This window comes from Devosia sp. FKR38, from assembly GCF_005222805.1.
Lineage (GTDB): Bacteria > Pseudomonadota > Alphaproteobacteria > Rhizobiales > Devosiaceae > Devosia.
The window spans coordinates 567856-594490 of the sequence record NZ_STGC01000002.1 but is presented as its reverse complement, the minus strand read 5'-3'; the positions used below and the strand labels follow the sequence as shown (position 1 = coordinate 594490).

22 protein-coding genes are annotated in these 26635 nt (G+C 64.5%); 13 read left to right on the top strand and 9 right to left on the bottom strand.

Annotated features, from left to right (window positions below):
* The first annotated feature begins 49 nt into the window (after positions 1–49).
* The 6 genes from mutS (at position 50) to E8M79_RS02850 (ending at position 9548) form a co-directional block, all read left to right on the top strand.
* On the top strand, positions 50–2764 hold the full coding sequence (gene mutS, locus E8M79_RS02875; protein ID WP_137150413.1) for a DNA mismatch repair protein MutS: 2715 nt from the start codon (positions 50–52) through the stop codon (positions 2762–2764).
* Positions 2745–5540: a [protein-PII] uridylyltransferase gene (locus E8M79_RS02870; protein ID WP_137150412.1), complete on the top strand. Its 2796-nt coding sequence runs from the start codon at positions 2745–2747 to the stop codon at positions 5538–5540. Before mutS ends, E8M79_RS02870 begins: the two co-directional genes overlap by 20 nt.
* Positions 5541–5723: 183 nt before the next feature.
* Positions 5724–7283: a murein biosynthesis integral membrane protein MurJ gene (gene murJ / locus E8M79_RS02865; protein WP_137150411.1), complete on the top strand. Its 1560-nt coding sequence runs from the start codon at positions 5724–5726 to the stop codon at positions 7281–7283.
* A 61-nt stretch (positions 7284–7344) separates the two neighbouring features.
* Positions 7345–8391 (top strand): tryptophan--tRNA ligase, encoded by a 1047-nt coding sequence (gene trpS / locus E8M79_RS02860; protein WP_137150410.1) that lies wholly within the window; start codon positions 7345–7347, stop codon positions 8389–8391.
* A gap of 15 nt (positions 8392–8406) precedes the next feature.
* A complete protein-coding gene (locus E8M79_RS02855; protein ID WP_137150409.1) occupies positions 8407–8877 on the top strand; it encodes a universal stress protein in 471 nt (156 codons plus the stop codon).
* Between the two features lie 104 nt (positions 8878–8981).
* Entirely contained in the window at positions 8982–9548 is a 567-nt protein-coding gene (locus tag E8M79_RS02850; RefSeq protein WP_137150408.1) for a NifU family protein, read from the top strand.
* A gap of 213 nt (positions 9549–9761) precedes the next feature.
* Here E8M79_RS02850 and E8M79_RS02845 read toward each other — a convergent pair whose 3' ends face one another.
* From E8M79_RS02845 to rpsO, 3 genes are all read right to left on the bottom strand, one after another.
* Positions 9762–10391 carry a L,D-transpeptidase gene (locus tag E8M79_RS02845; RefSeq protein WP_137150856.1) on the bottom strand — a complete coding sequence of 210 codons (630 nt, stop codon included), beginning with the start codon at positions 10389–10391 and terminating at the stop codon, positions 9762–9764.
* Between the two features lie 246 nt (positions 10392–10637).
* On the bottom strand, positions 10638–12770 hold the full coding sequence (gene pnp / locus E8M79_RS02840; RefSeq protein ID WP_137150407.1) for a polyribonucleotide nucleotidyltransferase: 2133 nt from the start codon (positions 12768–12770) through the stop codon (positions 10638–10640).
* Positions 12771–13136: 366 nt separating this feature from the next.
* A complete protein-coding gene (gene rpsO, locus E8M79_RS02835) occupies positions 13137–13406 on the bottom strand; it encodes a 30S ribosomal protein S15 (RefSeq protein WP_137150406.1) in 270 nt (89 codons plus the stop codon).
* A gap of 276 nt (positions 13407–13682) precedes the next feature.
* Here rpsO and miaB point away from each other — a divergent pair, with 276 nt between their 5' ends.
* From miaB to E8M79_RS02820, 3 genes are read left to right on the top strand one after another with little or no spacing between them, the layout of a single operon-like run.
* Positions 13683–15086, top strand: coding sequence for a tRNA (N6-isopentenyl adenosine(37)-C2)-methylthiotransferase MiaB (miaB, locus tag E8M79_RS02830; protein WP_137150405.1), 1404 nt, complete (start codon positions 13683–13685; stop codon positions 15084–15086).
* Positions 15087–15092: 6 nt separating this feature from the next.
* Positions 15093–15467: a hypothetical protein gene (locus E8M79_RS02825; protein ID WP_137150404.1), complete on the top strand. Its 375-nt coding sequence runs from the start codon at positions 15093–15095 to the stop codon at positions 15465–15467.
* Positions 15468–15495: 28 nt separating this feature from the next.
* The gene (locus E8M79_RS02820; protein WP_137150403.1) at positions 15496–15987 is read left to right on the top strand and encodes a GNAT family protein; all 492 of its coding nucleotides are present in this window, start codon (positions 15496–15498) and stop codon (positions 15985–15987) included.
* Positions 15988–15996: 9 nt separating this feature from the next.
* Here E8M79_RS02820 and E8M79_RS02815 read toward each other — a convergent pair whose 3' ends face one another.
* Together E8M79_RS02815 and E8M79_RS02810 are read right to left on the bottom strand one after the other, a co-directional pair.
* Positions 15997–16491 (bottom strand): SRPBCC domain-containing protein, encoded by a 495-nt coding sequence (locus E8M79_RS02815; protein ID WP_137150402.1) that lies wholly within the window; start codon positions 16489–16491, stop codon positions 15997–15999.
* Positions 16481–16834, bottom strand: coding sequence for a metalloregulator ArsR/SmtB family transcription factor (locus tag E8M79_RS02810; RefSeq protein ID WP_137150401.1), 354 nt, complete (start codon positions 16832–16834; stop codon positions 16481–16483). The genes E8M79_RS02815 and E8M79_RS02810 overlap by 11 nt, the downstream gene beginning before the upstream one ends.
* Before the next feature lie 192 nt (positions 16835–17026).
* Between E8M79_RS02810 and E8M79_RS02805 the strand changes: the two genes are divergently transcribed.
* From E8M79_RS02805 to E8M79_RS02795, 3 genes are all read left to right on the top strand, one after another.
* Entirely contained in the window at positions 17027–18058 is a 1032-nt protein-coding gene (locus E8M79_RS02805; protein WP_248304873.1) for a PhoH family protein, read from the top strand.
* A 127-nt stretch (positions 18059–18185) separates the two neighbouring features.
* Entirely contained in the window at positions 18186–18662 is a 477-nt protein-coding gene (gene ybeY / locus E8M79_RS02800) for an rRNA maturation RNase YbeY (protein WP_137150399.1), read from the top strand.
* A gap of 162 nt (positions 18663–18824) precedes the next feature.
* Entirely contained in the window at positions 18825–19763 is a 939-nt protein-coding gene (locus E8M79_RS02795; RefSeq protein ID WP_248304872.1) for a hemolysin family protein, read from the top strand.
* A gap of 159 nt (positions 19764–19922) precedes the next feature.
* On the opposite strand, the gene infB is transcribed toward E8M79_RS02795, so the two are convergent.
* The 4 genes from infB to rimP are packed head-to-tail and all read right to left on the bottom strand — an operon-like array spanning position 19923 to position 25756.
* Positions 19923–22802: a translation initiation factor IF-2 gene (gene infB, locus E8M79_RS02790; RefSeq protein WP_137150398.1), complete on the bottom strand. Its 2880-nt coding sequence runs from the start codon at positions 22800–22802 to the stop codon at positions 19923–19925.
* Entirely contained in the window at positions 22795–23568 is a 774-nt protein-coding gene (locus tag E8M79_RS02785) for an RNA-binding protein (protein WP_171015677.1), read from the bottom strand. The genes infB and E8M79_RS02785 overlap by 8 nt, the downstream gene beginning before the upstream one ends.
* On the bottom strand, positions 23525–25132 hold the full coding sequence (gene nusA / locus E8M79_RS02780; RefSeq protein WP_137150396.1) for a transcription termination factor NusA: 1608 nt from the start codon (positions 25130–25132) through the stop codon (positions 23525–23527). The genes E8M79_RS02785 and nusA overlap by 44 nt, the downstream gene beginning before the upstream one ends.
* Complete coding sequence (gene rimP / locus E8M79_RS02775; RefSeq protein WP_137150395.1) at positions 25133–25756, bottom strand: ribosome maturation factor RimP; 624 nt, start codon at positions 25754–25756, stop codon at positions 25133–25135.
* 574 nt (positions 25757–26330) lie between these two features.
* Between rimP and E8M79_RS02770 the strand changes: the two genes are divergently transcribed.
* The gene (locus E8M79_RS02770; RefSeq protein WP_137150394.1) at positions 26331–26606 is read left to right on the top strand and encodes a hypothetical protein; all 276 of its coding nucleotides are present in this window, start codon (positions 26331–26333) and stop codon (positions 26604–26606) included.
* Positions 26607–26635: the final 29 nt, after the last annotated feature.

Sequence of the window (26635 nt, the reverse complement as noted above, 5' to 3'; positions counted from 1 at the left end):
GTCACAAACGCCTAAGTTCGCGCCTTGTTTGCCCGAACCGCCTGAGCTCATGGACAATTCTTCCCCCGCGGCCAATGCCAGTTTGCCCTCGGCGGCGCTGACGCCCATGATGGCGCAGTTTTTCGAGATCAAGGCGGTCAATCCCGGCTATCTGCTGTTCTATCGCATGGGCGATTTCTACGAGCTGTTCTTCGAGGACGCCGAGATCGCCAGCGCTGCCCTGGGCATTGTGCTGACCAAGCGCGGCAAGCATCTGGGCGAAGACATCCAGATGTGCGGCGTGCCCATCCACGCCGCCAATGATTATCTGAACAAGCTGGTCAAGCTCGGCCACCGCGTCGCCATCTGCGAACAGGTCGAAGACCCCAAGGAAGCCAAAAAGCGCGGCGCCAAATCGGTGGTGAAGCGCGATGTGGTGCGGCTGATCACCGCCGGCACGCTGACCGAGGACGATCACCTCGATGCCCGCGCCTCCAATTTCCTGGCGGCCCTGGCCATGCTGCGCCATGGCGAGACCGATTTTGCCCTCGCCTGGGCCGATGTGTCGACCGGCGAGACCTTTACGGCGGATTTGGACGCCGAGCAGTTGGCTGACGAATTGGCCCGCATCGCTCCGGCCGAACTGCTGCTGGCCGAAACGACGCGCCAGGCCCTGACCGAGCGGCATCTGTTTGCCCCGGCCTGGGGCGCCATCGCCCATGCCGCACCTGCCGAAAGCTTTGACAGCCAGGCCGCCAGCCAGAGCCTGCGCGCCGCCTTTCCGCCCGAGAGCTTTGACCCCACCATGCTGTCGCGGGCGGCGCGCGGCGCCTTGGGCGCGCTGGTCGCCTATGTCAGCGACAGCCAGAAGGGCGTCGGCGTGGCGCTGCGCGCGCCACAACCCGAAGCGGCTGGCCGTCACATGGCCATCGACGCCGCCACGCGGGCAAGCCTTGAACTGCACCAGACCCAGCGCGGCCAGGCCCGCGGTGCGCTGCGCCATGTCATCGATCTGACGGTGACCGCGCCGGGCTCGCGCCTGTTGTCGGCGCGGCTGGCGGCGCCTTTGGCCGAGGCCGGGCCGATCAATGCCCGGCTCGACGCGGTCAGTCTGCTCAGCAACGACACCATGCTCACCGCCCGCCTGCGCAGCGACCTCAAGGCCGTGCCCGATCTGGCCCGTGCCCTGACCCGACTGGCGCTCGATCGCGGCGGGCCGCGTGACCTCGCCGCCATCGGCCGCGCCATCTCGGCGGCGTCGGCGCTGGCCGGCCAGTTGCAGAGGATTGAGGACGCGCCCGAAGTGCTGGCGCGGCTGGGCACCACGCTGGCGGCGGCGCCCCTCGACCTGGCCAGCCAATTGGCGCTGGCGCTGGACGATGACATGCCGCTGCTGGCCCGCGACGGCGGCTTTGTCCGCGCCGGCTATGACGAGACGCTGGACAATGAACGGGCACTCGCTAGCCAGACCCGCGATGTGGTGGCCGCCCTCCAGGCCCGGCTGATCGAGGAGACCGACGTCCGCTCGCTCAAGATCCGGCACAATGGCGTGCTGGGCTATTTCGTCGAAGTGCCCGCGGCCCATGGCACGCGGCTGCTCGAAGAGCCGCATCGACAGAGCTTTATCCATCGCCAGACGCTGGCCAATGCCATGCGCTTCACCACCACTGAGCTGGCCGAGCTCGAGGGCCGCATCGCCCGGGCGCATGAGGCCGCGCTCGATATCGAGCTGCGCCTGTTTGCCAGCCTGCGCCAGGCTGTTCTGAGCCAGACCGCTTTGCTGCGCAGCCTCGCCGATGCGCTGGCCGAAATGGATGTGACCGCCGCGCTGGCCCATCTGGCGGCAACGCGCAGCTATACCCGGCCCGAGATCGACAATTCCCTGGCCTTTGAGATCATCGGCGGCCGCCATCCGGTGGTTGAGGACATGGTGATGGCCGCCGGCCAGAGCTTTGTCGCCAATGATGCCGATCTCTCCGGCGACGAGGCCAGCGGCGGTGGCCGGCTCTGGCTGGTGACCGGGCCCAATATGGGCGGTAAATCCACCTTTCTGCGCCAGAACGCGCTGATCGCCATCCTGGCGCAGATGGGCAGTTTCGTGCCCGCCAGCAAAGCCCATATCGGCGTGGTGGACCGCGTGTTCTCCCGCGTCGGCGCCAGCGACGATATCGCCCATGGCCGCTCGACCTTCATGGTCGAAATGGTCGAGACGGCAGCGATTCTCAACCGCGCGACGCGGCGGAGCCTTGTGGTGCTCGACGAAATCGGCCGCGGCACGGCGACCTTTGATGGACTGTCCATTGCCTGGGCGGCGGTGGAGGCCCTGCATGACGCCACCGGCTGCCGGGCGCTGTTTGCCACCCATTTCCATGAGCTGACCAGCCTCGCGCGGACCCTCGCCCGTGTGTCCAATGTCACCATGAAGGTGCGCGAATGGGAGGGCGAGGTGGTGTTCCTGCACGAAGTGGGCCCCGGCGCTGCCGACCGCTCCTATGGTATCCAGGTTGCCCGGCTCGCCGGCCTGCCCGAGCCGGTGCTGGCGCGGGCCCGCCAGGTGCTCACCGTGCTCGAACAGCGCTCGAGCGGAACCGCCTCTTCCAGCAGCAAGGCCAGCGTGCTAGACGATCTACCTCTGTTTGCGCACCAGACGCCGCCAAAGCCGGTGCCGAACGACCCCGTATTGACAGCGCTCGACGCGGTTCGCCCGGACGAGATGACCCCAAAGCAAGCGATCGAAGCGCTCTACGAACTAAAGAAACTCCGCGATGACGCTCGCCGAAGCTGACGCCAAACCGCGAAAATCGCTGTTCGTGCTCAAGTCCGCCGAAACCATTCTGGGCGAGCTCGATGCCGTGATCGGCGAGCACGCGCCCAAATCTGCCCCCGCCCGCGCCGCCGTGCTGGCCCATGTGCGCCAGACCCTGGCCGAAGCGCGCAAGAGCGCCGAGGCGGAACTGCTGGTTTCCGGCAAGGGCCAGCGCTGCGCGCAGAACCTGAGCAATGCCCAGGACGAGATCATCACCGCCCTGCATATGTTTGCCACCCGCCGGGTCTATCCGGTGGACAATCCTTCGGGCGCCGAAGCCATCGCGCTCTCCGCCGTGGGCGGCTATGGCCGGGGCACGCTGGCCCCCGGCAGCGATATCGACCTGCTGTTCATCCTGCCCTACAAGCAGACGCCCTGGGGCGAACAGGTCACCGAATATATTCTCTATATGCTCTGGGACCTCGGCCAGAAGGTCGGCCACGCCGTGCGCTCGGTGGATGAGTGCATCCGCATGGCCCGCGCCGACATGACCGTGCGTACGGCGACGCTCGAAGCCCGCTATCTCACCGGCGACAAGGGGCTCTTTACCCAGCTGGTGCAGCGCTTTGAAAACGAGATCATGCCGCGCACCGGTCCCGAATTCATCGCCGCCAAGATGAGCGAGCGCGACGAGCGCCACAAGGCCATGGGCAATACCCGCTATGTGGTCGAGCCCAATATCAAGGACGGCAAGGGCGGGCTGCGTGACCTCAACACCCTGTTCTGGATCGGCAAATATTTCTACCAGGTCAAGACCAGCCATGAGCTGGTGGGCAAGGGCGTGCTCAGCGCCGCCGAATACCGCCTGTTCTTCCGCGCCGAGGACTTTTTGTGGGCGGTGCGCTGTCACCTCCATTTCGTCACCGGGCGCTCAGAGGAAAAGCTGACCTTTGACGTGCAGCCCGAATTGGCCCAGCGCATGGGCTATGCCCAGCGCGTCGGCATGCTGGGCGTCGAGCGCTTCATGAAGCGCTATTTCCTGGTGGCCAAGGACGTGGGCGACCTCACCCGCATCATCTGCGCGAGTCTCGAATTCAACCACGCCAAGGATATGGATCTGGTGGGCCGCGTGCTGGCCCCTTTCCGCCCCGGCAAGTCCAAGATCAAGGGCGAAACCGATTTCGTGCTCGATACCGGGCGGCTCAACATTGCCGGCCCCGATGTCTTCGAGAAAGACCCGGTCAACCTGATCCGCATGTTCCTGGTGGCCGGGCGCGAACAGCTGCTGTTCCATCCCGACGCCATCAAGCACATCTCCCGCTCGCTGCGCCTGATCGACAACAGACTGCGCAATGACCCCCGAGCCAATGAGCATTTCCTGACCATTCTGACCGCGCCGCAATCGGTCGAGCGCATTCTGCGCCAGATGAACGAGAGCGGTGTTCTGGGCAAGTTCGTGCCCGAATTCGGCAAGATCGTCGCCCTGATGCAGTTCAACATGTACCACCACTATACGGTGGACGAGCATCTGATCCGCTCGGTGGGCGTGATGGCCGATATCGCCAATGGCGGGCTGCGCGACCAGCTGCCGCTGACCCACGAACTGCTGCCCCAGCTCAACGACACCCGCTTGCTCTATGTGGCGCTGTTCCTGCACGATATCGCCAAGGGGCGCCCGGAAGACCATTCCATCGCCGGCGCCCGCGTCGCCCGCCGCTTCTGCCCGCGACTGGGCCTGTCGGAAGCCGAGACCGATACGGTCGCCTGGCTGATCGAGTATCACCTGCTGATGAGCGAGATCGCCCAGGCCCGCGACATCCAGGATCCCGAGACCGCCAAGGCCTTTGCCGATGTGGTGCAATCGCCCCAACGCCTGGCGCTGCTGCTGATCCTGACCGCCTGTGATATCCGCGCCGTGGGCCCGGGCGTATGGACCGGCTGGAAGGGCAGCCTGTTGCGCGCCCTCTATTATGCCACCGAACCCCTGCTTTCGGGCGGCCACAGCCAGGTGACCCAGTCCGACCGCATCGGCGCCGCCCGCCAGCAGCTGGCCCAGGCACTGACAGCCTGGCCCGCCGACGAGGTACAGGCCTATCTCGCGCGCCACTATGACCACTATTGGCTGCGTGCCGAGCCCGAACTGCAGCTCGAACATGCGCGCATGATCCGCCAGGCCGACAAGGCCGGCGAGCCTTTCGCCGGCTCGATCCGCGTCAAGGCCTTCGAGAGCATCACCGAGGTGAGCTTCTATACGCCCGACCACCCCCGCCTGCTCTCGCTGATCGCTGGCGCCTGCACCATGCAGGATGCCTCCATCATCGGGGCGCAGATCTTCTCCACCCGCGACGGCCGCGCCATCGATACCTTCCGCCTGCGCCGGGCTTTCACCAGTGACGAGGACGAAAAGGTTCGCGCCACCCGCATCATCGATACCGTCAAGCAATTGCTGCAGGGCAAGCGCCAGGTGCAGATCGACCAGAGCAAGGACAGCCGCCACAATCGGCGCCTGAAGCCCTTCTCGCTGCCCGCCCAGGTCTCGGTCAGCAATGCGCTGAGCGAAAAATTCACCGTCATCGAGGTCTCCGGCCTCGACCGCACGGGCCTATTGCATGCGCTGACCCACCAGATCGCTGATCTGAGCCTGACCATCGGTTCGGCCCATATCGGCACCTATGGCGAAAAGGCCGTGGACGTCTTCTACGTCACCGACCTCACCGGCCAGAAGATCATGAGCAAGCCGCGCCAGCGCAAGATCTATGAGGCGCTGATGGGCGTGTTCCACCCCCGCGCCGCCGAGAAGGTGGCCAATGGATAGGTCTGGACCGCCGGCTCAATCGCCTCCCTCCCCCTTGAGGGGAGGGACCGAGGGTGGGGGTCCATTTGTGAGCCGCAAGGCCCCCCCCACCCCAGCTTTGCTAGGCCTGGCCGGCCAAGCGGCGCTACCCTCCCCTCAAGGGGGAGGAAGGGCAGCCGGAACGGTTCGGGCCTTCTCCCAACCATGAGCCTCTACCGCAACTTCCTCTCGGTGGGCGGGCTGACACTGGTGTCGCGCATCGCCGGCTTTGCCCGCGATGCCCTGATGGCGGCAGTGCTGGGCATCGGCCCGGCAGCAGACGCCTTCAATGCCGCCTTCCGCTTCCCCAATCTGTTCCGCCGCCTGTTTGCCGAAGGCGCCTTCAACACCGCCTTTGTGCCCATGTTCTCCTCGGCGCTGGAAACCCAGGGCGAGGAACAGGCCAAGCTCCTGGCCAGCCGCATCATGAGCTGGCTGGTGGCGGCCATCGTCGTGATCACCATCCTGGCCGAAATCTTCATGGAACCCATCATGCGGGTCTTCGTGCCGGGCTTTACCGATCCGGAAAAATTCGCGCTGACGGTGTTTCTCACCCGCATCATGTTTCCCTATCTGGCCTGCATGTCGCTGATGGCCGCCTATGGCGCCATTCTGAACACGCTGGGCCGCTTTTTTGCCGCCGCCTTTGCCCCGGTGATCCTCAATATCGTCAATATCGCCGCCCTGGTGCCGCTGGCCATTTTCGTGCTCGAGGACAAGGCCGATGCGGCCTTCTGGGTGGCCATCGCCACCATGCTGGGCGGCATTGCCCAGCTGGCGCTGGTCTATGGCGCGGTGCGCCGTTCGGGCTTTGTGCCGCGCCTGGGCCTGCCCTGGCCCAATGCCGAGGTGCGCCGCTTCTGGCTGCTGGCCATTCCGGCGATCCTGGCCGGGGGCATCACCCAGATCAACATCGTGGTGGGCACGGTCATCGCCTCGACGGCCGCAAACGCCATCTCCATCCTCTCCTATGCCGACCGGCTCTATCAGCTGCCGCTGGGCATTATCGGCATTGCCATTGGCACCGTGCTGCTGCCCGAACTCAGCCGGCACCTGAGCGCCGGGCGCGACGCCGAGGCCAAGGCCAGCCAGGACCAGTCGCTGCTGCTGGCCATGCTGCTTTCCATGCCGGCAGCGGCGGCGCTGGCTTCGCTCGCCCTGCCCATCGTGCGCGTGCTGTTCGAGCGCGGCGCCTTTGACGCCAGCGCCAGCGCCCATGTCGCCGAGGCGCTGGTCGGCTATGCCTGGGGCCTGCCGGCCTTTGTGCTGATCCGCGTGCTGCAGCCGGGCTTTTTCTCGCGCAAGGACACCATCACGCCCACCGTCTTTGCCGGCATTTCGGTGGTGGCCAATATAGGTCTGTCGCTGCTGCTGTTCCCCAGCCTGCAGCATGTCGGCATTGCGTTGGCCACCACACTCTCGTCCTGGCTCAACGCCATCATGCTGGCGTTTTTTCTGGCGCGGCGCGGCTACTTCGCCCTGCCAATGGCCTCGCTGCGCAAGCATGTGCTGACCATTGCCAGCAGTCTCATCATGGCCGGCGTGCTCTATCTGATGGCCCAGCGCGCCGGCGGCATCTTCGCGCCCGGCGCCAGCTTTGCCATCCAGGCTGTGGCGCTGTTTGCCATCTGCGTGTTCGGCACAATCGTCTATTTCACCCTCGTCCACATCACCGGCGCCCAGCCCCTGGGCATGCTCTGGCGCCGGTTGCGGCGGCGCGGCTGACTTGCTCCCTTTGGCCTGCGGGTGTACTTCGGCAGGCTGCTAAACCTGATCGGTGTGACTTATGACTTTCACTCCCCGCGTCTTTTCCGGCATCAAGCCCTCGGGCGATCTGCATCTGGGCAATTTCCTGGGCGCCATCCGCCGCTTCGTGCCGCTGCAGGAGACGCATCAGACCATCTATTGCGTGGTCGACATGCACGCCATCACGGTCTGGCAGGACCCCGAGGATCTCAAGCGCTGGACCTATGAGATCGCGGCCGCCTATATCGCCTCGGGCCTGGACCCCAAGAAGTCGATCATCTTCAACCAGTCCCAGGTGATGGAACACGCCGAGCTCGGCTGGATCTTCAACTGCGTCGCCCGCGTCGGCTGGATGAGCCGCATGACCCAGTTCAAGGACAAGGTGGGCACCAGCGAAGGCGGAGAAAATTCCGAAGCCGTTTCGCTGGGCCTATACGCCTATCCCAGCCTGATGGCGGCCGACATCCTGCTCTACAAGGCCACGGCCGTGCCGGTCGGCGAAGACCAGCGCCAGCATCTCGAATTGACCCGCGACATCGCCAAGAAGTTCAATCACGACTACAAAAAGCAGATCAAGGCGCTGGGCATCAAGGGCGACTTCTTCCCCATCACCGAGACCCTGGCCACCGGGGCGGCCGTGCGCGTGAAGAGTCTGAAGGACGGCACCAAGAAGATGAGCAAGTCCGACGCCTCGGACCTCTCGACCATCTATATGATGGACGATGCCGACCTCATCGCCAAAAAGATCAAGCGCGCCACCACTGATGCCGCGGCCCTACCCAGCGAGGCGGCCGGGCTCGCCGACCGTCCCGAGGCGGAAAACCTGGTGGGCATCTATGCCGCGCTCGCCAATACCGGCGTTGATGACGTGCTGGCCCAATATGGCGGCCAGGGCTGGGGCAGCTTCAAGCCGGCACTGGCCGATCTCGCCGTCTCCGTGCTCGCCCCGATTGCCGGGGAAATGCGGCGCCTCGTCGCCGACCGCGGCGAAATGGACGCCATCCTGCGCGACGGCGCCGAGCGTGCCCGCGCCATTGCCCAGCCGGTGATGGACGATGTGCGCAAAATCGTCGGCTTTGTCCGCTAGCCAGGAGGTCCGGCCATGTACGCGACCGAATACAAGCGCAAATTCCTGGTGGTGATCGACGAGACCGCCGAATGCGACCGCGCCCTGACCTTTGCCGCCTATCGCGTCAAGCGCACCGGCGGCACGGTGGTGCTGATGAGCATTGTGCAGAAGCCCGAATTCATCGGCCTGGGCGTTGAGGACGTGTTGCGTGCCGAGGCGGTGGAACTGGCCGAGCGCAATCTCGATGCCCGCCTCGCCCGCATCCGCGACATCGGCGAGGTCAAGGTCGAATCGGTGATCCGCGAAGGCGAAGGCGCCGAGGAGATCGAGAGGCTGATCGGCGAGGATCGCGACATCGCCATCCTGGTGCTGGCGGCCTCCACCGGCAATGAGGGCCCCGGTCCGCTGGTGACCCATTTTGCCGCTCGCGCCCACGCGCTGCCCATTCCCCTGACCGTGGTGCCCGGCCGCATGAGCGACGACGAGATCATTGCCATCTGCTGACGCGCAGGCGCCATGCAGACGGTCCGCACAGGGCATTTGCCCTTGCATCCTGAGCCCAAAAGACTATTTTAGAAGCGTTCTAATCGTAAACCGCAGGCGCCCCGATGTTCATTCAGACCGAAGCCACGCCCAATCCCTCCACGCTCAAGTTCCTGCCCGGACGCGACGTGCTGGTGGGTGAACCGCGCGATTTCCGCGGTCCGGACGCCGCCAGCGTCTCGCCCCTGGCCACCGGCCTGTTCGCCATTTCCGGCGTTTCGGGCGTGTTCCTGGGCTCCGATTTCATCTCGGTGACCAAGGACGACACCAATTGGGCCCATATCAAGCCCGCCATCCTGGGCGTGATCATGGATCACTTCCTCTCCGGCAAGCCGGTGATTCAGGAAGGTGGCCCCGCCATCGCCAATCACGACGAGGTCGATGAATTCTTCGACGCCGACGACAGCGAGACCGTCGAAGTGATCAAGGAGCTGCTGGCCACCCGCGTGCGCCCGGCCGTGGCCATGGACGGCGGCGACATCACCTTCAAGGGCTTCAAGGAAGGCACCGTGTTCCTCCACATGCAGGGCGCCTGCTCGGGCTGCCCATCCTCGACCGCCACGCTCAAGAGCGGCATCGAGAACCTGCTCCGCCACTTTGTGCCGGGCGTGGAATCGGTGCAGCAGGTCTAGGTCTGCAATCAGTCGCGCTGCGGGCTCCGCACGCGCGCCAGAAACACAAAGGCCCGGTGATCGCTCACCGGGCCTTTTGTCTGTCGTGTTGCTTGTCCTGAGAGCCGGGCCAGTGTCGCGACAGCAGTGAACTTCGCTTCGGTGACTACGGATTCCGAAGCAAGGCGCCCCACTGTCGCGGCATTGGCCCGGCCACGGGGCCGGAAGCCGCAATCAGGCGTTGATCACCACAACGCGCGTGCCGGTGGGCACGCGGCCATAGAGATCGATGATATCCTGGTTCATCAGGCGGATACAGCCCGAGGACACATTGGTGCCGATGGTATAGGGCTCGGTGGTGCCATGCAGGCGGAACAGCGTGTCCTGGCCATCCTTATAGAGGTAGAGCGCGCGCGGGCCCAGCGGATTGGTCGGGCCGCCTTCCATGCCGCCGGCATAGGGACCATAACGGTCGGGTTCGCGCTTGATCATCGACTGGGTCGGCGTCCAGCGCGGCCATTCGGCCTTGCGGCCGATGGTGGCCGTGCCGCGGAACACCAGGGCTTCGCTCTTGCCCACGCCGACGCCATAGCGCAGCGCCCGGCCGCCTTCGAGCACCAGATAGAGGAAGTGGTTGGGGGTATCGACCACCAGCGTGCCGGGACGCTCAGAGGTGACATAGGGCACTTCCTGGCGCCAGAACTGCGGATCGACGCGGCGCAGATCCATGGCCTGGACGACGAATTTCTCGTTGGTCAGCGTGCCATACATCGCCTGGTAATAGGGATCGATGCGCTGCTCCTGCACCACCGGCGTACGGGTGCTGGAACAGGCGGCGAGAGCGACGGCCGGCAGGCCGATCATGAACAAGCGACGAGAGAGCAAGGTGAAACCTTAATCGGGGTTCGAACGGACAAAAGACAATACTTGATGGGTTCACTAGGGGTTGCGGCCCCGCTTCGCTAGTGCAGGAAAGCCTCAATCCAGCCACGGCTTGGGCAGGGGCACCGCTCTCGCGGAATTGTGATTGATATCAGGGCCCAAAGCGCGGTGGGCGCAGCAAAAAGGCCCGGATTGCTCCGGGCCTTGATGACGGGTGAAGCGCCGGACTTACTCGGCGGCTTCTTCCTTGATTTCCTTGCCAGTGGCCTGATCGACCACCTTCATGGACAGCCGGACCTTGCCGCGCTCGTCAAAGCCGAGCAGCTTGACCCAGACCTTGTCGCCTTCCTTGACCACATCGGTGGTCTTGGCAACGCGGGCTTCAGCCAGCTGGCTGATGTGGACCAGGCCGTCCTTGGCGCCGAAGAAGTTCACGAACGCGCCGAAATCGGCGGTCTTGACCACGGTGCCCTGGTAGATGGCGCCCACTTCGGCTTCGTCGGTAATCGAGCGGATCCACTTGATGGCCGCTTCGATCTGGCTGCCGTCGCTCGAGGCGATCTTGATGGTGCCGTCGTCCTCGATATTGATCTTGGCGCCGGTCTTTTCCACGATCTCGCGGATGACCTTGCCGCCGGTGCCGATCACTTCACGGATCTTGTCGGTCGGGATCTTCATGGTCTCGATGCGCGGCGCGAACTCGCCCACTTCCGAACGGGACGCGGTGATGGCCTTGGCCATTTCGCCCAGGATGTGGATACGGCCGCCCTTGGCCTGCTCGAGCGCGATCTTCATGATCTGCTCGGTGATGCCGGCGATCTTGATGTCCATCTGCAGGCTGGTGACGCCCGCTTCGGTACCGGCCACCTTGAAGTCCATGTCGCCCAGGTGATCTTCATCACCCAGGATGTCGCTCAGCACGGCGAACTTTTCGCCTTCCAGGATCAGGCCCATGGCAATGCCGGCCACCGGACGCGCCAGCGGCACGCCGGCATCCATCAGCGCCAGCGAGGTGCCGCACACGGTTGCCATCGAGGACGAGCCATTGGACTCGGTGATCTCAGACACCACGCGAATGGTGTAGGGGAATTCCTCGATCGAGGGACGGATCGGATTGATCGCGCGCCAGGCCAGCTTGCCATGGCCGATTTCGCGACGGCCCGGGGAACCCATGCGGCCAGCTTCACCCACCGAGTAGGGAGGGAAGTTGTAGTGCAGCAGGAAGTTCTGCTTGTAGGTGCCTTCCAGGCTATCAATGTACTGCTCGTCATCGCCCGTGCCCAGCGTGGCAACGACCAGCGCCTGGGTTTCGCCACGGGTGAAGATGGCCGAACCATGGGTGCGCGGCAGCACGCCCACTTCCGACACGATCGGACGCACGGTCTTGAGATCGCGGCCGTCGATGCGCAGACCGGTGTCGAGCACGTTCCAGCGCACGATCTTGGCCTGGAGGTTGTGCACCACCTCGCCGAGATCTTCCTTGGAGAATTCGCCGGCTTCGACGCGGGCCGCAAAAGCAGCCTTCACCTTGGCATTGGCGGCATCGACCGCAGCATAGCGCTGCTGCTTGTCGGTGATCTTGTAGGCAGCGCGCAGGTCGGCCTCGGCAACAGCCAGGACTTCCTTTTCCAGCGCCGAGTAATCGGGCGGGGTAAAGTCGCGGGGTTCCTTGGCAGCCAGCTCAGCCAGCTTGATGATGGCCTGGATCACCTTGCGGCTCTCGGCATGGCCGAACATCACGGCGCCCAGCATGACTTCTTCGCTGAGTTCCTTGGCTTCGGACTCAACCATCAGCACGGCATCATCGGTGCCGGCCATGACCAGGTCGAGCTTGGATTCGCTGCGACGGTCAACGGGCAGGTTCAGCACATACTGGCCATCGACATAGCCGACGCGGGCAGCGCCGATCGGGCCCATGAAGGGCACGCCCGAAATGGTCAGGGCCGCCGAGGCGGCAACCATGGCCAGCACGTCGGGGTTGTTTTCCATGTCGTGCTGCAGAACGGTGACGACCACCTGGGTCTCGTTCTTGTAGCCTTCGGGGAACAGGGGACGGATCGGACGGTCGATCAGGCGCGAAACCAGGGTCTCGTTCTCGGTCGGACGGCCTTCACGCTTGAAATAGCCACCCGGGATCTTGCCAGCGGCAAAATACTTTTCCTGGTAGTTCACGGTGAGCGGGAAGAAGTCCTGGCCCGGCTTGGCGCTCTTGGCGCTGACCACGGTGGCCAGCAGCACGGTCTCGCCCAGCGTGGCGAGCACGGCGCCATCGGCCTGGCGGGCGATCTTGCCGGTTTCCAGGGTCAGCGGCTGGCCGCCCCAGTTGAGCTCGACCTTGTGGTGATCAAAATTGATCGTCATTGCTATCGTCTTTCCATTCTGCCGGCTGAGCGGTAACGCGGGAGGCGTAGGTCATCCCGCGAACTCATCCGGTGCGCCCGCACCTGCGACCCCACCCCATGTGCGGTCCAGGCTCAAAATCAGGCACTGTTGCGTCTGGCGAAGACGAAACATGGGCAAGACAACAAGCAGCTCCCGAACATGTCCGGGTGCCTCACGTGATCAAAACCATTGCCTGATTTTGCTGAGCGTGAGGCGAGGGGAGCGGCCAATAATCCTGCCATGCTCCGGCATGCGCCGGTCTACGCTTTTCGCCGCCCCGCACGGTGCGGGTGGACGGCGGCGAGTGCGGAGACAGGCCCCGCACCCGCAATTCTGCTGGCGCGCCTAGCGGCGCAGGCCGAGCTTTTCGATCAAGGTCTTGTAGCGAGCCTCGTCGACCTTCTTGACGTAGTCGAGAAGGCTGCGGCGGGTCGAAACCAGCTTGAGCAGGCCGCGGCGGGAATGGTTGTCCTTGGCGTGGCCCTTGAAATGCTCGGTCAGATTGGCAATGCGTTCCGACAGGATCGCCACCTGAACTTCCGGCGAGCCGGTGTCGTTGGCAGAGTTGGCATATTCCTTGATCAGAGCGGTCTTGCGCTCGGCAGTGATCGACATCGGTTAGATCCCTTCAAAATGAGGATTGCGGTCGCCCCGGCCGGGATGTCGTCCAGGAGGGGCCATGAGATGTCGCCGGTCCAATGGGCCCGCGACAGGCGTCCCTATAGTGCAAATGCCGCCCCAACGCCAGACCATATTGCGCCCTCGGCTGCCCAGAGGCCCGGCCGGCGGGCCGATTCTGCGGCAGGCCATATGGCCGTCCCGGCTTGAAAGGCGCAGCCGACGCCTTTCACTGGCTATGACGCTCACCGCAAAGTCTGGTAAAGAGCCGGCATGACCGAGATGACCCCGCCCCGCCCCAACACCAAGAAGCTGTTCATCAAGACCTATGGGTGCCAGATGAACGTCTATGACAGCGACCGCATGACCGATGCGCTGGCGCCGCACGGCTATGTGACCACGCTCGACATGGCGCAAGCCGATCTGGTGCTGCTCAACACCTGCCATATCCGCGAAAAGGCATCCGAGAAGGTGTTTTCCGAGCTGGGGCGCCTCAAGGAGCTGCAGACCGAGCGTCGCGCGCTGGGCGGCGACATGCTGATCGGCGTGGCTGGCTGCGTGGCCCAGGCCGAGGGCGAGGAAATCGCCCGCCGCGCCCCGGTGGTCGACATGGTGTTCGGACCGCAGGCCTATCACAAGCTGCCCGACATGCTGGCCCGCGCCGAAGGCCAGCGGCACCTCCATCCCGCGCTCAAGAAGGCGATCATCGACACCGACTTCCCCGAGGAAGACAAGTTCGAGCACCTGCCGGCCGCCCGCAAGGAAGTGACCATCAAGCGGGGCCTGACCGCCTTTCTGACCGTGCAGGAAGGCTGCGACAAATTCTGTAGCTTCTGCGTGGTGCCCTATACCCGCGGCGCTGAAGTGAGCCGCCCGGTGAGCCAGGTGCTGGCCGAGGCGCGTGGCCTCGTCGACGCCGGGGTGCGCGAAATCACCCTGCTTGGTCAAAACGTCAACGCCTATCACGGCGACGACAAGGGCCGCGTGGTGGGCCTGGGCGAGCTGGCGTATCTCCTGGCCGAAATTCCCGGGCTGGAGCGCCTGCGCTACACCACCAGCCATCCCCGCGACATGGACGATGCCCTGATCGCAGCCCATCGCGACCTCGATATCCTGATGCCCTATCTGCACCTGCCGGTGCAGTCGGGGTCCGACAGCATCCTCAAGGCCATGAACCGGCGTCACACGGCGGCCGAATATCTGGCCGTGATCGAGCGCATCAAGACCGCGCGGCCCGACATGGCGCTCTCGGGCGATTTCATCGTCGGCTTCCCCGGCGAGACCGACCAGGATTTCGAGGACACGCTGAGCATCATCCGCGCGGTCGGCTATGCCTCGGCCTATTCCTTCAAATATTCCACCCGCCCCGGCACGCCGGGCGCAGGCCTGGGCGATCAGATCGCCGAAGAGGTCAAGACCGAGCGGCTCTACCGGCTGCAGGAACTGGTCAATGCCCAGACCACGGCCTTCCATCTCAGCTGCGTCGGCAAGACCCTGCCCGTGCTGATCGAACGCCCCGGCCGCATGCCCGGCCAGGTCGGCGGCCGCTCGCCCTATCTGCAGGCGGTGCATCTCGAGGGCTCAACCGATCTGATCGGCGCGATCCATCCGGTGGAGATCATCGGCACCAGCACAAACTCGCTGGTTGGCCGACTGAAGCAGGCGGTGGCGGCGTAAGGCGCCATGAGCTCGATTGCCTTGCAGATCGGGCTCGTGGATTTCCCTGAGCCGACCCTGCTGATCCTCGGCGACGCGGAGTCCTTCTTTTGGTTCGCCCAGGAGATTTCGTCCCGCCGCCACGTGACGCTGGACCATCGGGGCACCAGGCTCAGTGTCGTGCCGACGGCTTCGAGCGGCAGCCTGGCCCAAGACGGCGCTCAATTCACGTGGGAGATTTCTGCGACCGAGGCGCTGTTTGTGGCCGGCCAGCTGAGCGCACTGGCGGCTTCGGGTAGTCCCGCCCATCACTATTTGGACCCCGAACGGAACGAGACGGGTGTCCAGATTATCGCATCCCTGGGCGAATACGACGCTCGAGTTCTTGCCGGATCGGCGTGAGTCGGTTCAGCCATTGGGGGCATAAGCAGTGGGGCAGGCGATAGACACCGTCATCCCAAATCTGGTCCTGCGCGCGCTGTGCGCAAGCGACGCGCCAGCACTGCACCGCCTTGTCGAGGACAGCGCCGCGCACCTGACGGCTCACGGAGACTATGGCGATCTGGTCGCCGCTACGCTGGATGACATGGTCCATGCATTGGCTGGCCAGGCCAACGAGCCGTTGTGCTTCGGCCTGATCGCCAATGACCAGTTGGTGGGACGCCTCGATCTCGTCCCGGTAGACCCGCCGCGCTACAGCATCGGCTATTGGCTGGCGGAAGATGCGACCGGCAGGGGCTACGCCACCGCAGCCATTCTGGCGGCATGCGCCTATGCCCGCGACGATCTGGGCGCGTCCGACATCTATGCCGGCGTGACCCATGGCAACCACAAGAGTGCTGCTGCGCTGGAACGCGCAGGTTTTCGCAAGGTCGAGACCTTCGAGCACTATGCGCGATTCCACCTGTCCTTGCGGACATAGGCCCCAGCCTCAGCCTGCCAGCTCGACAAGGATAGCGTCGAGCTGGTCGAACTGTTCGGGCGCGGCGTCGAGGCCGCCCAGGGAGGCTTCGAGGGCGGCTTTGCTGGGATAGACTTCGCTGAAGGTCAAATGCGTCTTGCCGTCCACCTCGACCAGGGTGACGGTGGAAATGGCGCCGTCCGGGCCTTCGTCATTGCTCCAGACGATGCGGTGCGGCGGAACGACATCGAGATAGCGGCCGAAAAAGGCAAAGCTTGTGTCGCCCCCCTCGGCGAATTCGAGGCGATAGGTGCCGCCGCTGCGCACATCCATGGTGCAGGCGCGCAGAATTGCGCCCAGCGATTTGGGCACCCACCAGCGCTGGAACAGCGCCGGATCGCTCCAGGCCTCAAACACCAGCCGCGCCGGCGCGTCAAAGACGCGCGTCACCGCCATTTCGGTGTCCGACACCCGTCTGACCGTCGTGCGCCCATCGGCTGCGCTATCGTCCTGCCTAGTGACCATTGCTGCTCTCCCTGTGTTTGAGGTCCTGAACGACACTGTCCAAGGCATCGAGGCGCGCTTCCCAGAGCCGGCGATAGCGCTCGATCCATTGCGCTTCCTCGGCGAGCCCGCTGACGCCGAGCCGACAGGTGCGCACCCGCCCGATCTTCTGCGTGGTGACCAGCCCCGCCTCTTCAAGCACGCCGATGTGCTTTTTCATGCCCGTCAGCGTCATGTCGAAGCTCTCGGCCAGCTGGGTGATCGAGGCGTCGGATCGCATCAGCTGTTCCAGCACGCCCCGGCGGGTGGCGTCGGACAGCGCGGCGAAGGAGCGGTCAAAGCGGGTTTGGGAAAACTGAACCATATGGTTCACTATAGCGCGATGGCCGCGTTGTGCAAGGGCGAAATGGTATTGGTCCGCGCCCTTGCCGATCGCCGGCCTTGTCACAATATTGCTACAGACACGGGGGGCAAATCGTCCTAGCCTCGTCAATGTAGTCGCGGCGCAAGCCCGCAGCCGCGCTGAGCGTGGAGCCACACCAGTTTGAGCAGGCACTTGTCCCCGACCGCAGACAACGCACTCGCATCCCAACTCGAACTCGCTTTTGAAGACAATCGCCTGGCTGCCCAGCTCTATGGCGACTTCGACCAGAACCTGGCGCTGATCGAACAGCGTCTCAAGGTAACGGCCACCCCCCGCGGCAATCATGTTCTGCTCAAGGGCGCTGCCAGCGCCGTGGACCAGGCCCGCCGCGTGCTGGAATCGCTCTATGGCAGCCTCGAGGAAGGCCACAGCATCGATATCTCCGATGTCGATGGCGTGATCCGCATGATCCAGACCGAAGACAGCCAGCTCACGCTCCCCACGCTGGAGCGCAAGGGCAAGGTGCGCATGGCCCAGATCGCCACGCGAAAATCCACCGTTGTCGCCCGCACCCCGTCCCAGGACGCCTATATGCGCGCCATGGACCGCAGCGAGCTGATCTTCGGCGTCGGCCCGGCCGGTACCGGCAAGACCTATCTGGCGGTGGCCCATGCGGCGAGCTTGCTCGAACGCGGCGACATCAACCGCATCATCCTCTCCCGTCCCGCCGTCGAAGCCGGCGAGCGCCTGGGCTTTCTGCCCGGCGACATGAAGGAGAAGGTCGATCCCTATCTGCGTCCGCTCTATGACGCGCTCTATGACATGATGAAGCCCGAAACGGTCGAGCGCTGCATCACCTCGGGCATCATCGAAGTGGCGCCCCTGGCCTTCATGCGCGGCCGCACCCTGGCCAATGCCGTGGTGATCCTGGACGAAGCCCAGAACACCACCTCCATGCAGATGAAGATGTTTTTGACCCGCCTGGGCGAGAACTCCAAGATGATCGTCACCGGCGACCCCACCCAGGTCGACCTGCCGCGCGGCGAGAAATCCGGCCTCGTCGAAGCCGTCAACCTGCTCGATGGCGTCGAGGGCGTGCATATCTCGCGCTTTGGCGACAAGGACGTGGTGCGCCACGCCCTGGTGGGCCGCATCGTGCGCGCCTATGAAGCCGATACCGCCAAGCGCCTGGCCGACAAGGCCATCGACGGCGCCAGCCGCTGAGCGACGGACTGGACTGGCACCGGGACCTGACCTGAGACTTCAGGCCGGCCCCGGCGCATATCCGGCGTGACACCGGGGACAGCCATGGCGTATGCCATGCCCCTCTGAGCTGAACAGATTGAGTTGCATGCCCCCGACCCCGCCCCTCGATATCGCCGTCATCATCAATGACGAGGCCTGGCCCCAGACCATGGAGCCGCTGGCCGAGCGCGCCGTGTTCGAGGCGCTCAAGCTGAGCAAGGCCAAGGTCAAGGGCGCCGCCGAGCTGGCCATCGTGCTCACCAATGATGCCGAGCAGCGCGAGCTCAACCAGCAATGGCGCGGCAAGGACAGCTCCACCAATGTGCTGAGCTTCCCTCAGATCGAGCCTTTTGGTCCGGTGATCGGCATTCTGGGCGACATCACCCTGGCCCGCGAGACCCTGATCGCCGAGGCGGCTGAGCAGGGCACCAGCCTTGAGGATCACTTCACCCACCTTGTGGTGCATGGATTTTTGCACATTTTAGGCTATGATCACCTCACCGACGACGAGGCCCAGATCATGGAAGGCCTTGAAACCCGGATTCTGGCCAGCCTGGGGATTGCCGATCCCTATGCAGACTGAGGCGGACCGATCCGCCTGCCGGCCCAGACCCCTTTTTAGGACAGTGAGCTGCTGTAATGGCAGCGAGAAAACATGAACGATAGCGACAGTCTGGGCCCCACAGCGCCCACCAATCCCGAGCCTCCTTCTAGTCCCGCCTCCGTGCCTGCACGGAGGCCATCGTTGTGGAACCGCGTCCGCGCCATGCTGGCCCGGGGCACGGTGTCCCTGCGCGACGATTTGCAGGTCGCGCTCGATGAACAGGGGAGCGCCGAAGCCGCCGACTTCTCCGAAAGCGAACGCACGATCCTGCAGAACGTGCTCAAACTCTCCAATGTGTCGGTCGGCGACGTCATGGTCGAGCGCAGCGACATCCAGGCCGTCGAATCCGACGTCAACCTGGGCACGCTGCTGGCCCGCTTCCGCCAGGTCGGCCATTCGCGCCTGCCCGTCTATGAGGACGGGCTCGACAACATTGTCGGCTTCATCCATGTCAAGGATGCGCTGGGCAAGATCACCGAGCCGGTGACCGACCCGACCAAGGACGTGCCGGTCAAGCTGGTTTCGACCGTGCTCAAGCAGAAGATCGGCAAGTTCGACCTGGTGCGCACCGCCATGTTCGTGCCCACCTTCATGCCAGTGGGCGATCTGCTGCAATCCATGCGCGCGTCTCGCGTGCACATGGCCATCGTGGTCGACGAATATGGTGGCACCGACGGGCTCGTCACCATCGAGGACCTGCTCGAGGCCGTCGTCGGCGAGATCGAGGACGAGCACGACGAATTGGCCGCGGCGCTGATCCGCAAGGTTGGCCCCGACACCTATATTGCCGACGCCCGCGCTGAACTGAGCGATGTGCGCCAGCTGCTCGGCCCCGATTTCGACCCCGGCGACTATGCCGAAGAGGTCGATACCATCGGCGGCCTGGTGTTTGACCTGGCCGGCCATGTGCCCAAGCGCGGCGAACACGTGACCAAGCTGGCCGGCTTCCAGTTCGAAATCCTCGCCGCCGACAGCCGCCGCATCAAGCGGCTGCGCATCCGCCGCCTGGGCGCCGAAACTGCCGAGCCGCTGGCCATCACCGACCAGCGCAGCGACGCCGACAAGGCCGCAGTGGAATAGGGCACTTCAGACCCAAGACAAATCAAAAAGGGCGCGGCGCCAGCCGCGCCCTTTTTGCTGGCCGGGTGTGAACTCGCCGAGTGTTGCCGCCCGGGCCGCCGGACAAACAAAAAGGGCGCGGTGTGGACCGCGCCCTTTTCAGTATCGATAGCGATCAGACTACAGCGTGCGCTGCACGGTCTCGACGCGGAAGCATTCGATGACGTCGCCGGGGCGCATGTCTTCGTAGTTTTCGAAGGCCATGCCGCATTCCTGGCCGATCTGGACTTCCTTGACTTCGTCCTTGAAGCGCTTGAGCGTCTTGAGCTTGCCTTCGTGGATAACCACGTTCTCGCGGATAAGGCGCACGCCCGAGCCACGCTCGACCATGCCCTCGGTAATCCGGCAGCCGGCAACCTTGCCCACCTTGGTGATCTGGAACACTTCCAGGATCTCGGCATTGCCGATGAAGGTCTCGCGACGTTCCGGCTTGAGCAGGCCGCTCATGGCGTTCTTCACGTCATCAACGAGATCGTAGATGATGTTGTAGTAGCGGATTTCGATGCCGTCGCGGGTGGCGAGATCGGTCGCCTGCTTGTTGGCACGCACGTTAAAGCCGATGACGATGGCGTTCGAGGCCGAAGCCAGGGTCACGTCGGATTCGGTGATGCCGCCCACCGCGCTCATCAGGATCTGCGCCGACACTTCGTCGGTCGAGAGCTTGTTGAGCGAGGCCACGATGGCTTCCACCGAACCCTGCACGTCGCCCTTGATGATCAGCGGGAACTTGGCAATGCCGGCCACCTTGAGCTGATTCATCATCTGCTCGAGGCTGGTGGCGCCGCCGCCGGCCGTCTTTTCACGGATGGCGCGCTGACGATATTCGGTGACTTCGCGGGCACGCGCTTCCGTCTCGACCACCGAGAAGCGGTCGCCAGCATTGGGCACGCCGGTAAAGCCGAGCACTTCCACGGGAACCGACGGACCGGCTTCCTTGACCTGCTCGCCCTTGTCGTTGATCAGGGCACGCACGCGGGCAAATTCGGTACCGGCGACCAGAATGTCGCCGATCGCCAGCGTACCGCGCTGCACCAGAACCGTCGCCACCGCACCGCGGCCGCGATCAAGCTTGGCTTCAATGACCAGACCCTCCGCACGGCCGTCGCGGGCCACGCGCAGCTCAAGCACTTCGGCCTGCAGCAGGATGGTTTCGAGCAGCTTGTCGAGACCCTTCTGCGTCTTGGCCGAGACCTCGACGTCCAGCACGTCACCGCCCATGGATTCCACGAACACTTCATGCTGCAGCAGCTCGGTACGGACCCGCATCGGATCGGCATCGGGCTTGTCCATCTTGTTGATGGCCACGATGATCGGAACGCCGGCCGCCTTGGCATGCTTGATGGACTCGATGGTCTGCGGCATCACGCCGTCATCGGCAGCCACCACCAGCACGGCAATATCGGTCGCCTGGGCGCCGCGGGCACGCATGGCGGTGAACGCCTCGTGGCCGGGTGTATCCAGGAACGTGATCTTGCTGCCGTTCTTTTCCACCTGATAGGCGCCGATATGCTGGGTGATGCCACCGGCTTCGCCCGAGACCACATTGGCTTCGCGGATCGCATCGAGCAGGCTGGTCTTGCCGTGGTCGACGTGACCCATGATGGTCACCACCGGCGCGCGGTCGGTCAGATCCTCGGCCTTGTCGTCCGCGGGGATGTCATAGAGACCTTCTTCCACGTCCGCATCGCTGACGCGACGCACGGTATGACCCAGTTCGGCAGCGATCAGCTCGGCGGTATCGGCATCGATCACATCGTTGATCGTGGCCATGGTGCCCTGCTGCATCAGCATCTTGATGACGGTGACGGAGCGCTCGGCCATGCGGTTAGCCAGTTCGGCAACCGTGATGGCTTCCGGAATCACCACTTCGCGGCTCAGCTTGGGCGCATCCTGCTGGTTGCGGCCCATCTTCTTGTCGCGGCGGCGGCGCATGGCGGCCAGGGACGGACCCTTGTCGCGATCGCTCTCGGCGCCGGCATTGGTCACGGTCAGGCGACCGCGGGCATTGGTATCAAGGCCTGCACGGCGCGCCGGACGTTCCGGCGCTGCGCGCGAGGCGCGGCGGGCATTTTCCAGTTCCGCCTCGGTGGTCGGACGCACCTGGGGTGCGCCGGTCCGGGTCTTGCGACCATCGGCTTCGCTCGGCGGAGCCGGCGGCACATTGCCGATCGGCGCCATGCCGGCGCCCGCGGGACGACGCTCGCCGGGCGGCCGGGTGGCCGTGCCGGAGGGACGGGCGCCGGCGGTGCCGGGACGGATCAGCGCATTGGCGCCGCGTTCATTTTCCGGGCGGGTATTGCCGCTCGGGCGTTCGCCGGCCGGACGCGTCGGGCGTGGCGGCTGGCCAGGACGGCCGGCCACGACGCGCACGCTGGACGGGCCAGCATTGCGCTGCGATGCCGGAACCGGCGCCGGTGCAGACGGTGAAGCAGGGGCGGCAGCGGGAGCGGCGGCCGAAACGGGAGCAGCAGCGGATTCAGCGGCCACCGGCGCGGCGGGTGCCGCAGGCGCTGCTTCCACGGGCTTGGGCGCTTCGACCGGAGCAGCAGAGGCAGCGGCCTCGGCAGCTTGACGCTCTGCCTCGGCGCGGGCCGCCTCTTCGCGGACCTGGCGGCGGCGGGCATCGTCTTCCATGCGACGGGCTTCTTCGGCCGCGAAACGCTCGCGGTCTTCAGCCTGACGGGCACCGGCCAGCGCCAGTGCCTGGCGTCGGGCCTCGGCCTCGGCAGCCGACAGGCCCAGCGGGGCGCGCGGCGCCTGCTGGCCCGGGCGTCCGCCCTGCGGCCGGCTATTGGGGCTCGATGCACTGGCAGCGGGGCGCTGGGCCGGGCTGGGCGCATTGGGCTTGGGGACCAGGCGCGTGCGTTTCTCAACGACCACCGTCGAGCGGGAAGGACCGCGCGACATGCCGGGACGGTTGCCCAGGCCTGGGCCGCCCTTCAATGTCAGCGTCTTCTTCGCGCCATTGTCGTCGGTGCGCTTGTCGTCGTTATCAGCCATGTATCTCGCGTCTTTCGTCTTGTTCCTCGGGCAAAAGGTCACCGTCAACCGCAGGGCGGCCGGTGTCCGTTTCCGTCGGTTTGGCAGTGAAAACAGCCAGTCTTCTGGCCTTTTCTACTGCCGCTTGGGCTGCAGCCCCTCTTGTGAGGGCAGCATGTATCACATTTTCTATCCCGAGTGCCAAACCCATTTGCTCTGAGGAGAGCAATTCGAAATGGGGCACCGAATAGCCGGCAATTCCTTCTTCTGCAGCAGCATAATGCAGCGCCTTGAGCGGCCCCATCATCTTGCTGCGCCCGTCGTCGGCGGCATCGGTCGCCGTGATCAGCGCGATCAGGTCGCCGGTGGCGAGCAGGCCGCGCACCTTGGTGGCGCCAAAAATGATCTGCCCGGCCTTGCGCGCCATGCCCAGCGCACTGAGATAGCGCTGCTGCAGGCGCAGCTCGGTCAGGCCCGGCAAATCTTCGGGCAGGCGCACCGCCGTCTTGAGGCTGCGCGCAAACACGTTCTTCTTGACCGCTTCGGCCACCGCCGCGCGGCTCAGCGTAATCCAGACGCCACGGCCCTCGGCCTTGGCATCGGTATCGGGCACCAGCAGGTCATCAGGGCCGAGCACAAAGCGGATGAGCTCTGCCACGGGCTTTTCCACCCGTGTCAGCGCACACATCCGCTCCGTTTCCTCGCGCCGGGCCATCTCTGGTGCCCTCGCCCGGTTCCGGCCGTTAGGCCGAAACCTCGTCGCCATCGACGGCCACTTCGCCGTCATTGTCGCTCGGAACGTCTTCGGCATTGATCCAGCCGGCCTTGATGCGGGCCTGCATGATCATGTCTTCGGCCTCTTCACGGCTCACGGGGAAATCCTTGAAGGTGCCCTCGAAGCGCTTGGTCTCGCCATCCTTGCGTTCGCTCCAGCCGATCAGATCGTCAGCGGCGCAGCCGGCAAAGTCTTCCACGCTCTTGACGCCGTCCTTGCCCAGGGCAACCAGCATCGAGGCCGTGAGGCCGGCGATCTCGTACAGCTCGTCCTCGACGCCCAGCGCCTTGCGCTCGTCGTCATGGGCGCGGTCGATGGCGGCCAGATATTCGGTGGCGCGATTCTGGATCTCGCCAGCGGTCTCTTCGTCAAAGCCTTCGATGGAGGCGATTTCATTGGCGTCGATATAGGCCAGTTCCTCGACCGAGGAGAAGCCTTCGGACGCCAGCAGCTGGGCCACCATCTCGTCAACGTCCAGCGCCTGCATGAACAGGGTCGAGCGCTCGGTGAATTCCTTCTGGCGGCGTTCGCTTTCTTCCTGCTCGGTGAGGATGTCGATGTCCCAGCCGATCAGCTGGCTGGCGAGGCGCACATTCTGGCCACGACGGCCGATGGCCAGGCTCAACTGCTCGTCGGGCACCACCACTTCGATGCGCTCGGCCTGTTCGTCCAGCACCACCTTGGCCACATCGGCCGGCTGCAGCGCCGAAACGACGAGGTCGGCAATGGTGTCGGTCCACGGGATAATGTCGATCTTTTCGCCCTGCAGCTCGCCAACGACGGCCTGCACGCGGGAGCCGCGCATACCAACGCAGGCGCCCACGGGGTCGATCGAGGAATCCGAGGAGGTGACGGCGATCTTGGCGCGCGAGCCCGGATCGCGGGCGATCGAGCGGATGGTGATCACGCCATCATAGATCTCGGGCACTTCCTGCATGAACAGCTTGGCCATGAACTGCGGATGGGTGCGGCTGAGGAAGATCTGCGGGCCGCGCTGCTCGCGGCGCACGTCATAGACATAGGCGCGCACGCGATCGCCATAGCGGAACATTTCGCGCGGGATCAGCTCGTCGCGGCGGATAATGGCTTCGCCACGACCCAGGTCGACAATGACATTGCCATATTCGACGCGCTTGACGGTGCCGTTGACGATTTCGCCGATGCGGTTGAAATACTCGTCATACATGCGCTCGCGCTCGGCATCGCGCACCTTCTGCACGATCACCTGCTTGGCCGACTGGGCGGCAATGCGGCCGAATTCCATCGGCGGCAGCGGCTCGGTGAGGAAATCGCCGATCTTGGCTTCAGGCGACTTGATCTGGGCATGCTTGAGATCGACCTGGCGGCCGGGCTCTTCGACCGAGTCCACGATCTCCAGCAGACGCCACATGCGCGTTTCGCCCGAGCGCGGGTTGATCTCGACCTTGATCTCGGTCTCCGCGCCATAACGGCCCTTGGCCGCCTTTTCCATGGCATCCTGCATCGCCTCGATCACGACCATGCGGTCGATCGACTTTTCGCGGGCAACGGCGTCTGCGATCTGCAACAGTTCAAGGCGGTTCGCGCTAACGGCCATTTAGTGTGTCTCCTCGGAGATAGTGTCGTCGTCGGTGTCGGCGATTTCGACCGTTTCGGTCTCATCGTCATCAAGCGGATGCAGTTCCTGGTCGATGCGCGCCTTTTCCATCAGGGCGTCGGTCATCACCAGCTTGGCCTCGCCAAGCGTGGACAGCAGAAGGCGATGGTCGGGATCGGTGCCGGCCGGGGCGTCGGGCAGGGTGATGGTCACCGACTCATCGTCCACCGCCTTGATGAAGCCGCGATAGCGCTTGCGACCATTGATCATGTCGCTGAGCTCGATCTTGGCCTCATGCCCGATATAGGCGGCGAAGTCGCGCTGGCGCACCAGCGGCCGGTCGATGCCCGGCGAGGACACTTCCAGATGATATTCCCGGTCGATGGGATCCTCGAGGTCGAGCACTGGCGAGATGTCCTTGGACAGGGTCTCGCAATCGACAATGGTAAAGCGACCATTGGCGTCTTCCGCCATGATCTGCAGCGTCATGCCATTTTCCTGCGTGATGCGTACGCGCACCAGCGCATAGCCCAGGCCATTGGCAACGGGCTCGATGATGCGAGCCACGCGGGCCTCCAGGCCCGTTTCCTTGATAAAGCGCGGTGCGGTGAGATCGAAGCTCATCGGTCCCTTCAGGTAATAAAAAAGAGCGGGGCCGGGAGGCGCCCACTCTGCAAACTTGCTGAGATGTTGGCCCCTTTATAGCGCTGTTGGCGCCAGCAAGCAAGGCCGCGGCACCGGCCGCGATGTCATGCCGGCAATTGTACCGTGCCATCCACCGGTGTCCCGGCCGGCCACGAGGCTGTCGGGCGGTCCGTTCCGGGCGCGCCCACTGACCGATCTGACACCAAACAGACCGGGCACGACGATTTTTTCGCATTTTGTTGGACTGTCACGCCTCTGTGATGTCATGCTGGTTTATCGGCTTTCGCACCGGCCCCAATGGGGATGACGGAGGCTCGTTCATGCGGTTTTTGACGCGCCAATCGGCCGCAAACCCCAGCCATTCCGGACCGTCACACAAACCACACATGGTTGCCTTTCGGAAACCAAGGAACCTATTACTTCCTTGATTTCCTTAGCAAAACCCTCGTTACGATCTCCGAGGATTCAAGGGCTTCAATGTGCGAAAAGCCCCCTTGAGGCTTGGGGCCGGCAGGGTCATTTCCAGGGTGTTCAAGACGAAAGGAACACTGAAATGATCAAGAACACTGTTATCGCCCTTATCGCTGCTGCCTCGTTTGCCGGTGCCGTTGCACCCGCCATGGCCGACACCGAAGCCTTCGGCACCGGTTCGACCGAAATGCGCGAGTTCACTGCCGACAGCATCCTGACCAACCTGCACCAGAAGGGCGTCAACGCGACGGCAGTCGAAGAATGGGGCGGCCTGGTCCGTGCCTATGTCACGCTCGACAATGGCCAGCAGACCATGGAACTGTTCCAGCCCGGTTCGCTGGAAAAGGTCTCGCTCTGAGCCTAGCCGACCACGGCGCCGCCGGAGTG

Excerpts from the sequence above, each read along its gene's own strand:
- mutS (WP_137150413.1), top strand. The coding sequence starts at position 50 with ATGGACAATTCTTCCCCCGCGGCCAATGCCAGTTTGCCCTCGGCGGCG.
- E8M79_RS02870 (WP_137150412.1), top strand. The coding sequence starts at position 2,745 with ATGACGCTCGCCGAAGCTGACGCCAAACCGCGAAAATCGCTGTTCGTG.
- murJ (WP_137150411.1), top strand. The coding sequence starts at position 5,724 with ATGAGCCTCTACCGCAACTTCCTCTCGGTGGGCGGGCTGACACTGGTG.
- trpS (WP_137150410.1), top strand. The coding sequence starts at position 7,345 with ATGACTTTCACTCCCCGCGTCTTTTCCGGCATCAAGCCCTCGGGCGAT.
- E8M79_RS02855 (WP_137150409.1), top strand. The coding sequence starts at position 8,407 with ATGTACGCGACCGAATACAAGCGCAAATTCCTGGTGGTGATCGACGAG.
- E8M79_RS02850 (WP_137150408.1), top strand. The coding sequence starts at position 8,982 with ATGTTCATTCAGACCGAAGCCACGCCCAATCCCTCCACGCTCAAGTTC.
- E8M79_RS02845 (WP_137150856.1), bottom strand. The coding sequence starts at position 10,391 with ATGATCGGCCTGCCGGCCGTCGCTCTCGCCGCCTGTTCCAGCACCCGT.
- pnp (WP_137150407.1), bottom strand. The coding sequence starts at position 12,770 with ATGACGATCAATTTTGATCACCACAAGGTCGAGCTCAACTGGGGCGGC.
- rpsO (WP_137150406.1), bottom strand. The coding sequence starts at position 13,406 with ATGTCGATCACTGCCGAGCGCAAGACCGCTCTGATCAAGGAATATGCC.
- miaB (WP_137150405.1), top strand. The coding sequence starts at position 13,683 with ATGACCGAGATGACCCCGCCCCGCCCCAACACCAAGAAGCTGTTCATC.
- E8M79_RS02825 (WP_137150404.1), top strand. The coding sequence starts at position 15,093 with ATGAGCTCGATTGCCTTGCAGATCGGGCTCGTGGATTTCCCTGAGCCG.
- E8M79_RS02815 (WP_137150402.1), bottom strand. The coding sequence starts at position 16,491 with ATGGTCACTAGGCAGGACGATAGCGCAGCCGATGGGCGCACGACGGTC.
- E8M79_RS02810 (WP_137150401.1), bottom strand. The coding sequence starts at position 16,834 with ATGGTTCAGTTTTCCCAAACCCGCTTTGACCGCTCCTTCGCCGCGCTG.
- ybeY (WP_137150399.1), top strand. The coding sequence starts at position 18,186 with ATGCCCCCGACCCCGCCCCTCGATATCGCCGTCATCATCAATGACGAG.
- infB (WP_137150398.1), bottom strand. The coding sequence starts at position 22,802 with ATGGCTGATAACGACGACAAGCGCACCGACGACAATGGCGCGAAGAAG.
- E8M79_RS02785 (WP_171015677.1), bottom strand. The coding sequence starts at position 23,568 with ATGACGGCGAAGTGGCCGTCGATGGCGACGAGGTTTCGGCCTAACGGC.
- nusA (WP_137150396.1), bottom strand. The coding sequence starts at position 25,132 with ATGGCCGTTAGCGCGAACCGCCTTGAACTGTTGCAGATCGCAGACGCC.
- rimP (WP_137150395.1), bottom strand. The coding sequence starts at position 25,756 with ATGAGCTTCGATCTCACCGCACCGCGCTTTATCAAGGAAACGGGCCTG.
- E8M79_RS02770 (WP_137150394.1), top strand. The coding sequence starts at position 26,331 with ATGATCAAGAACACTGTTATCGCCCTTATCGCTGCTGCCTCGTTTGCC.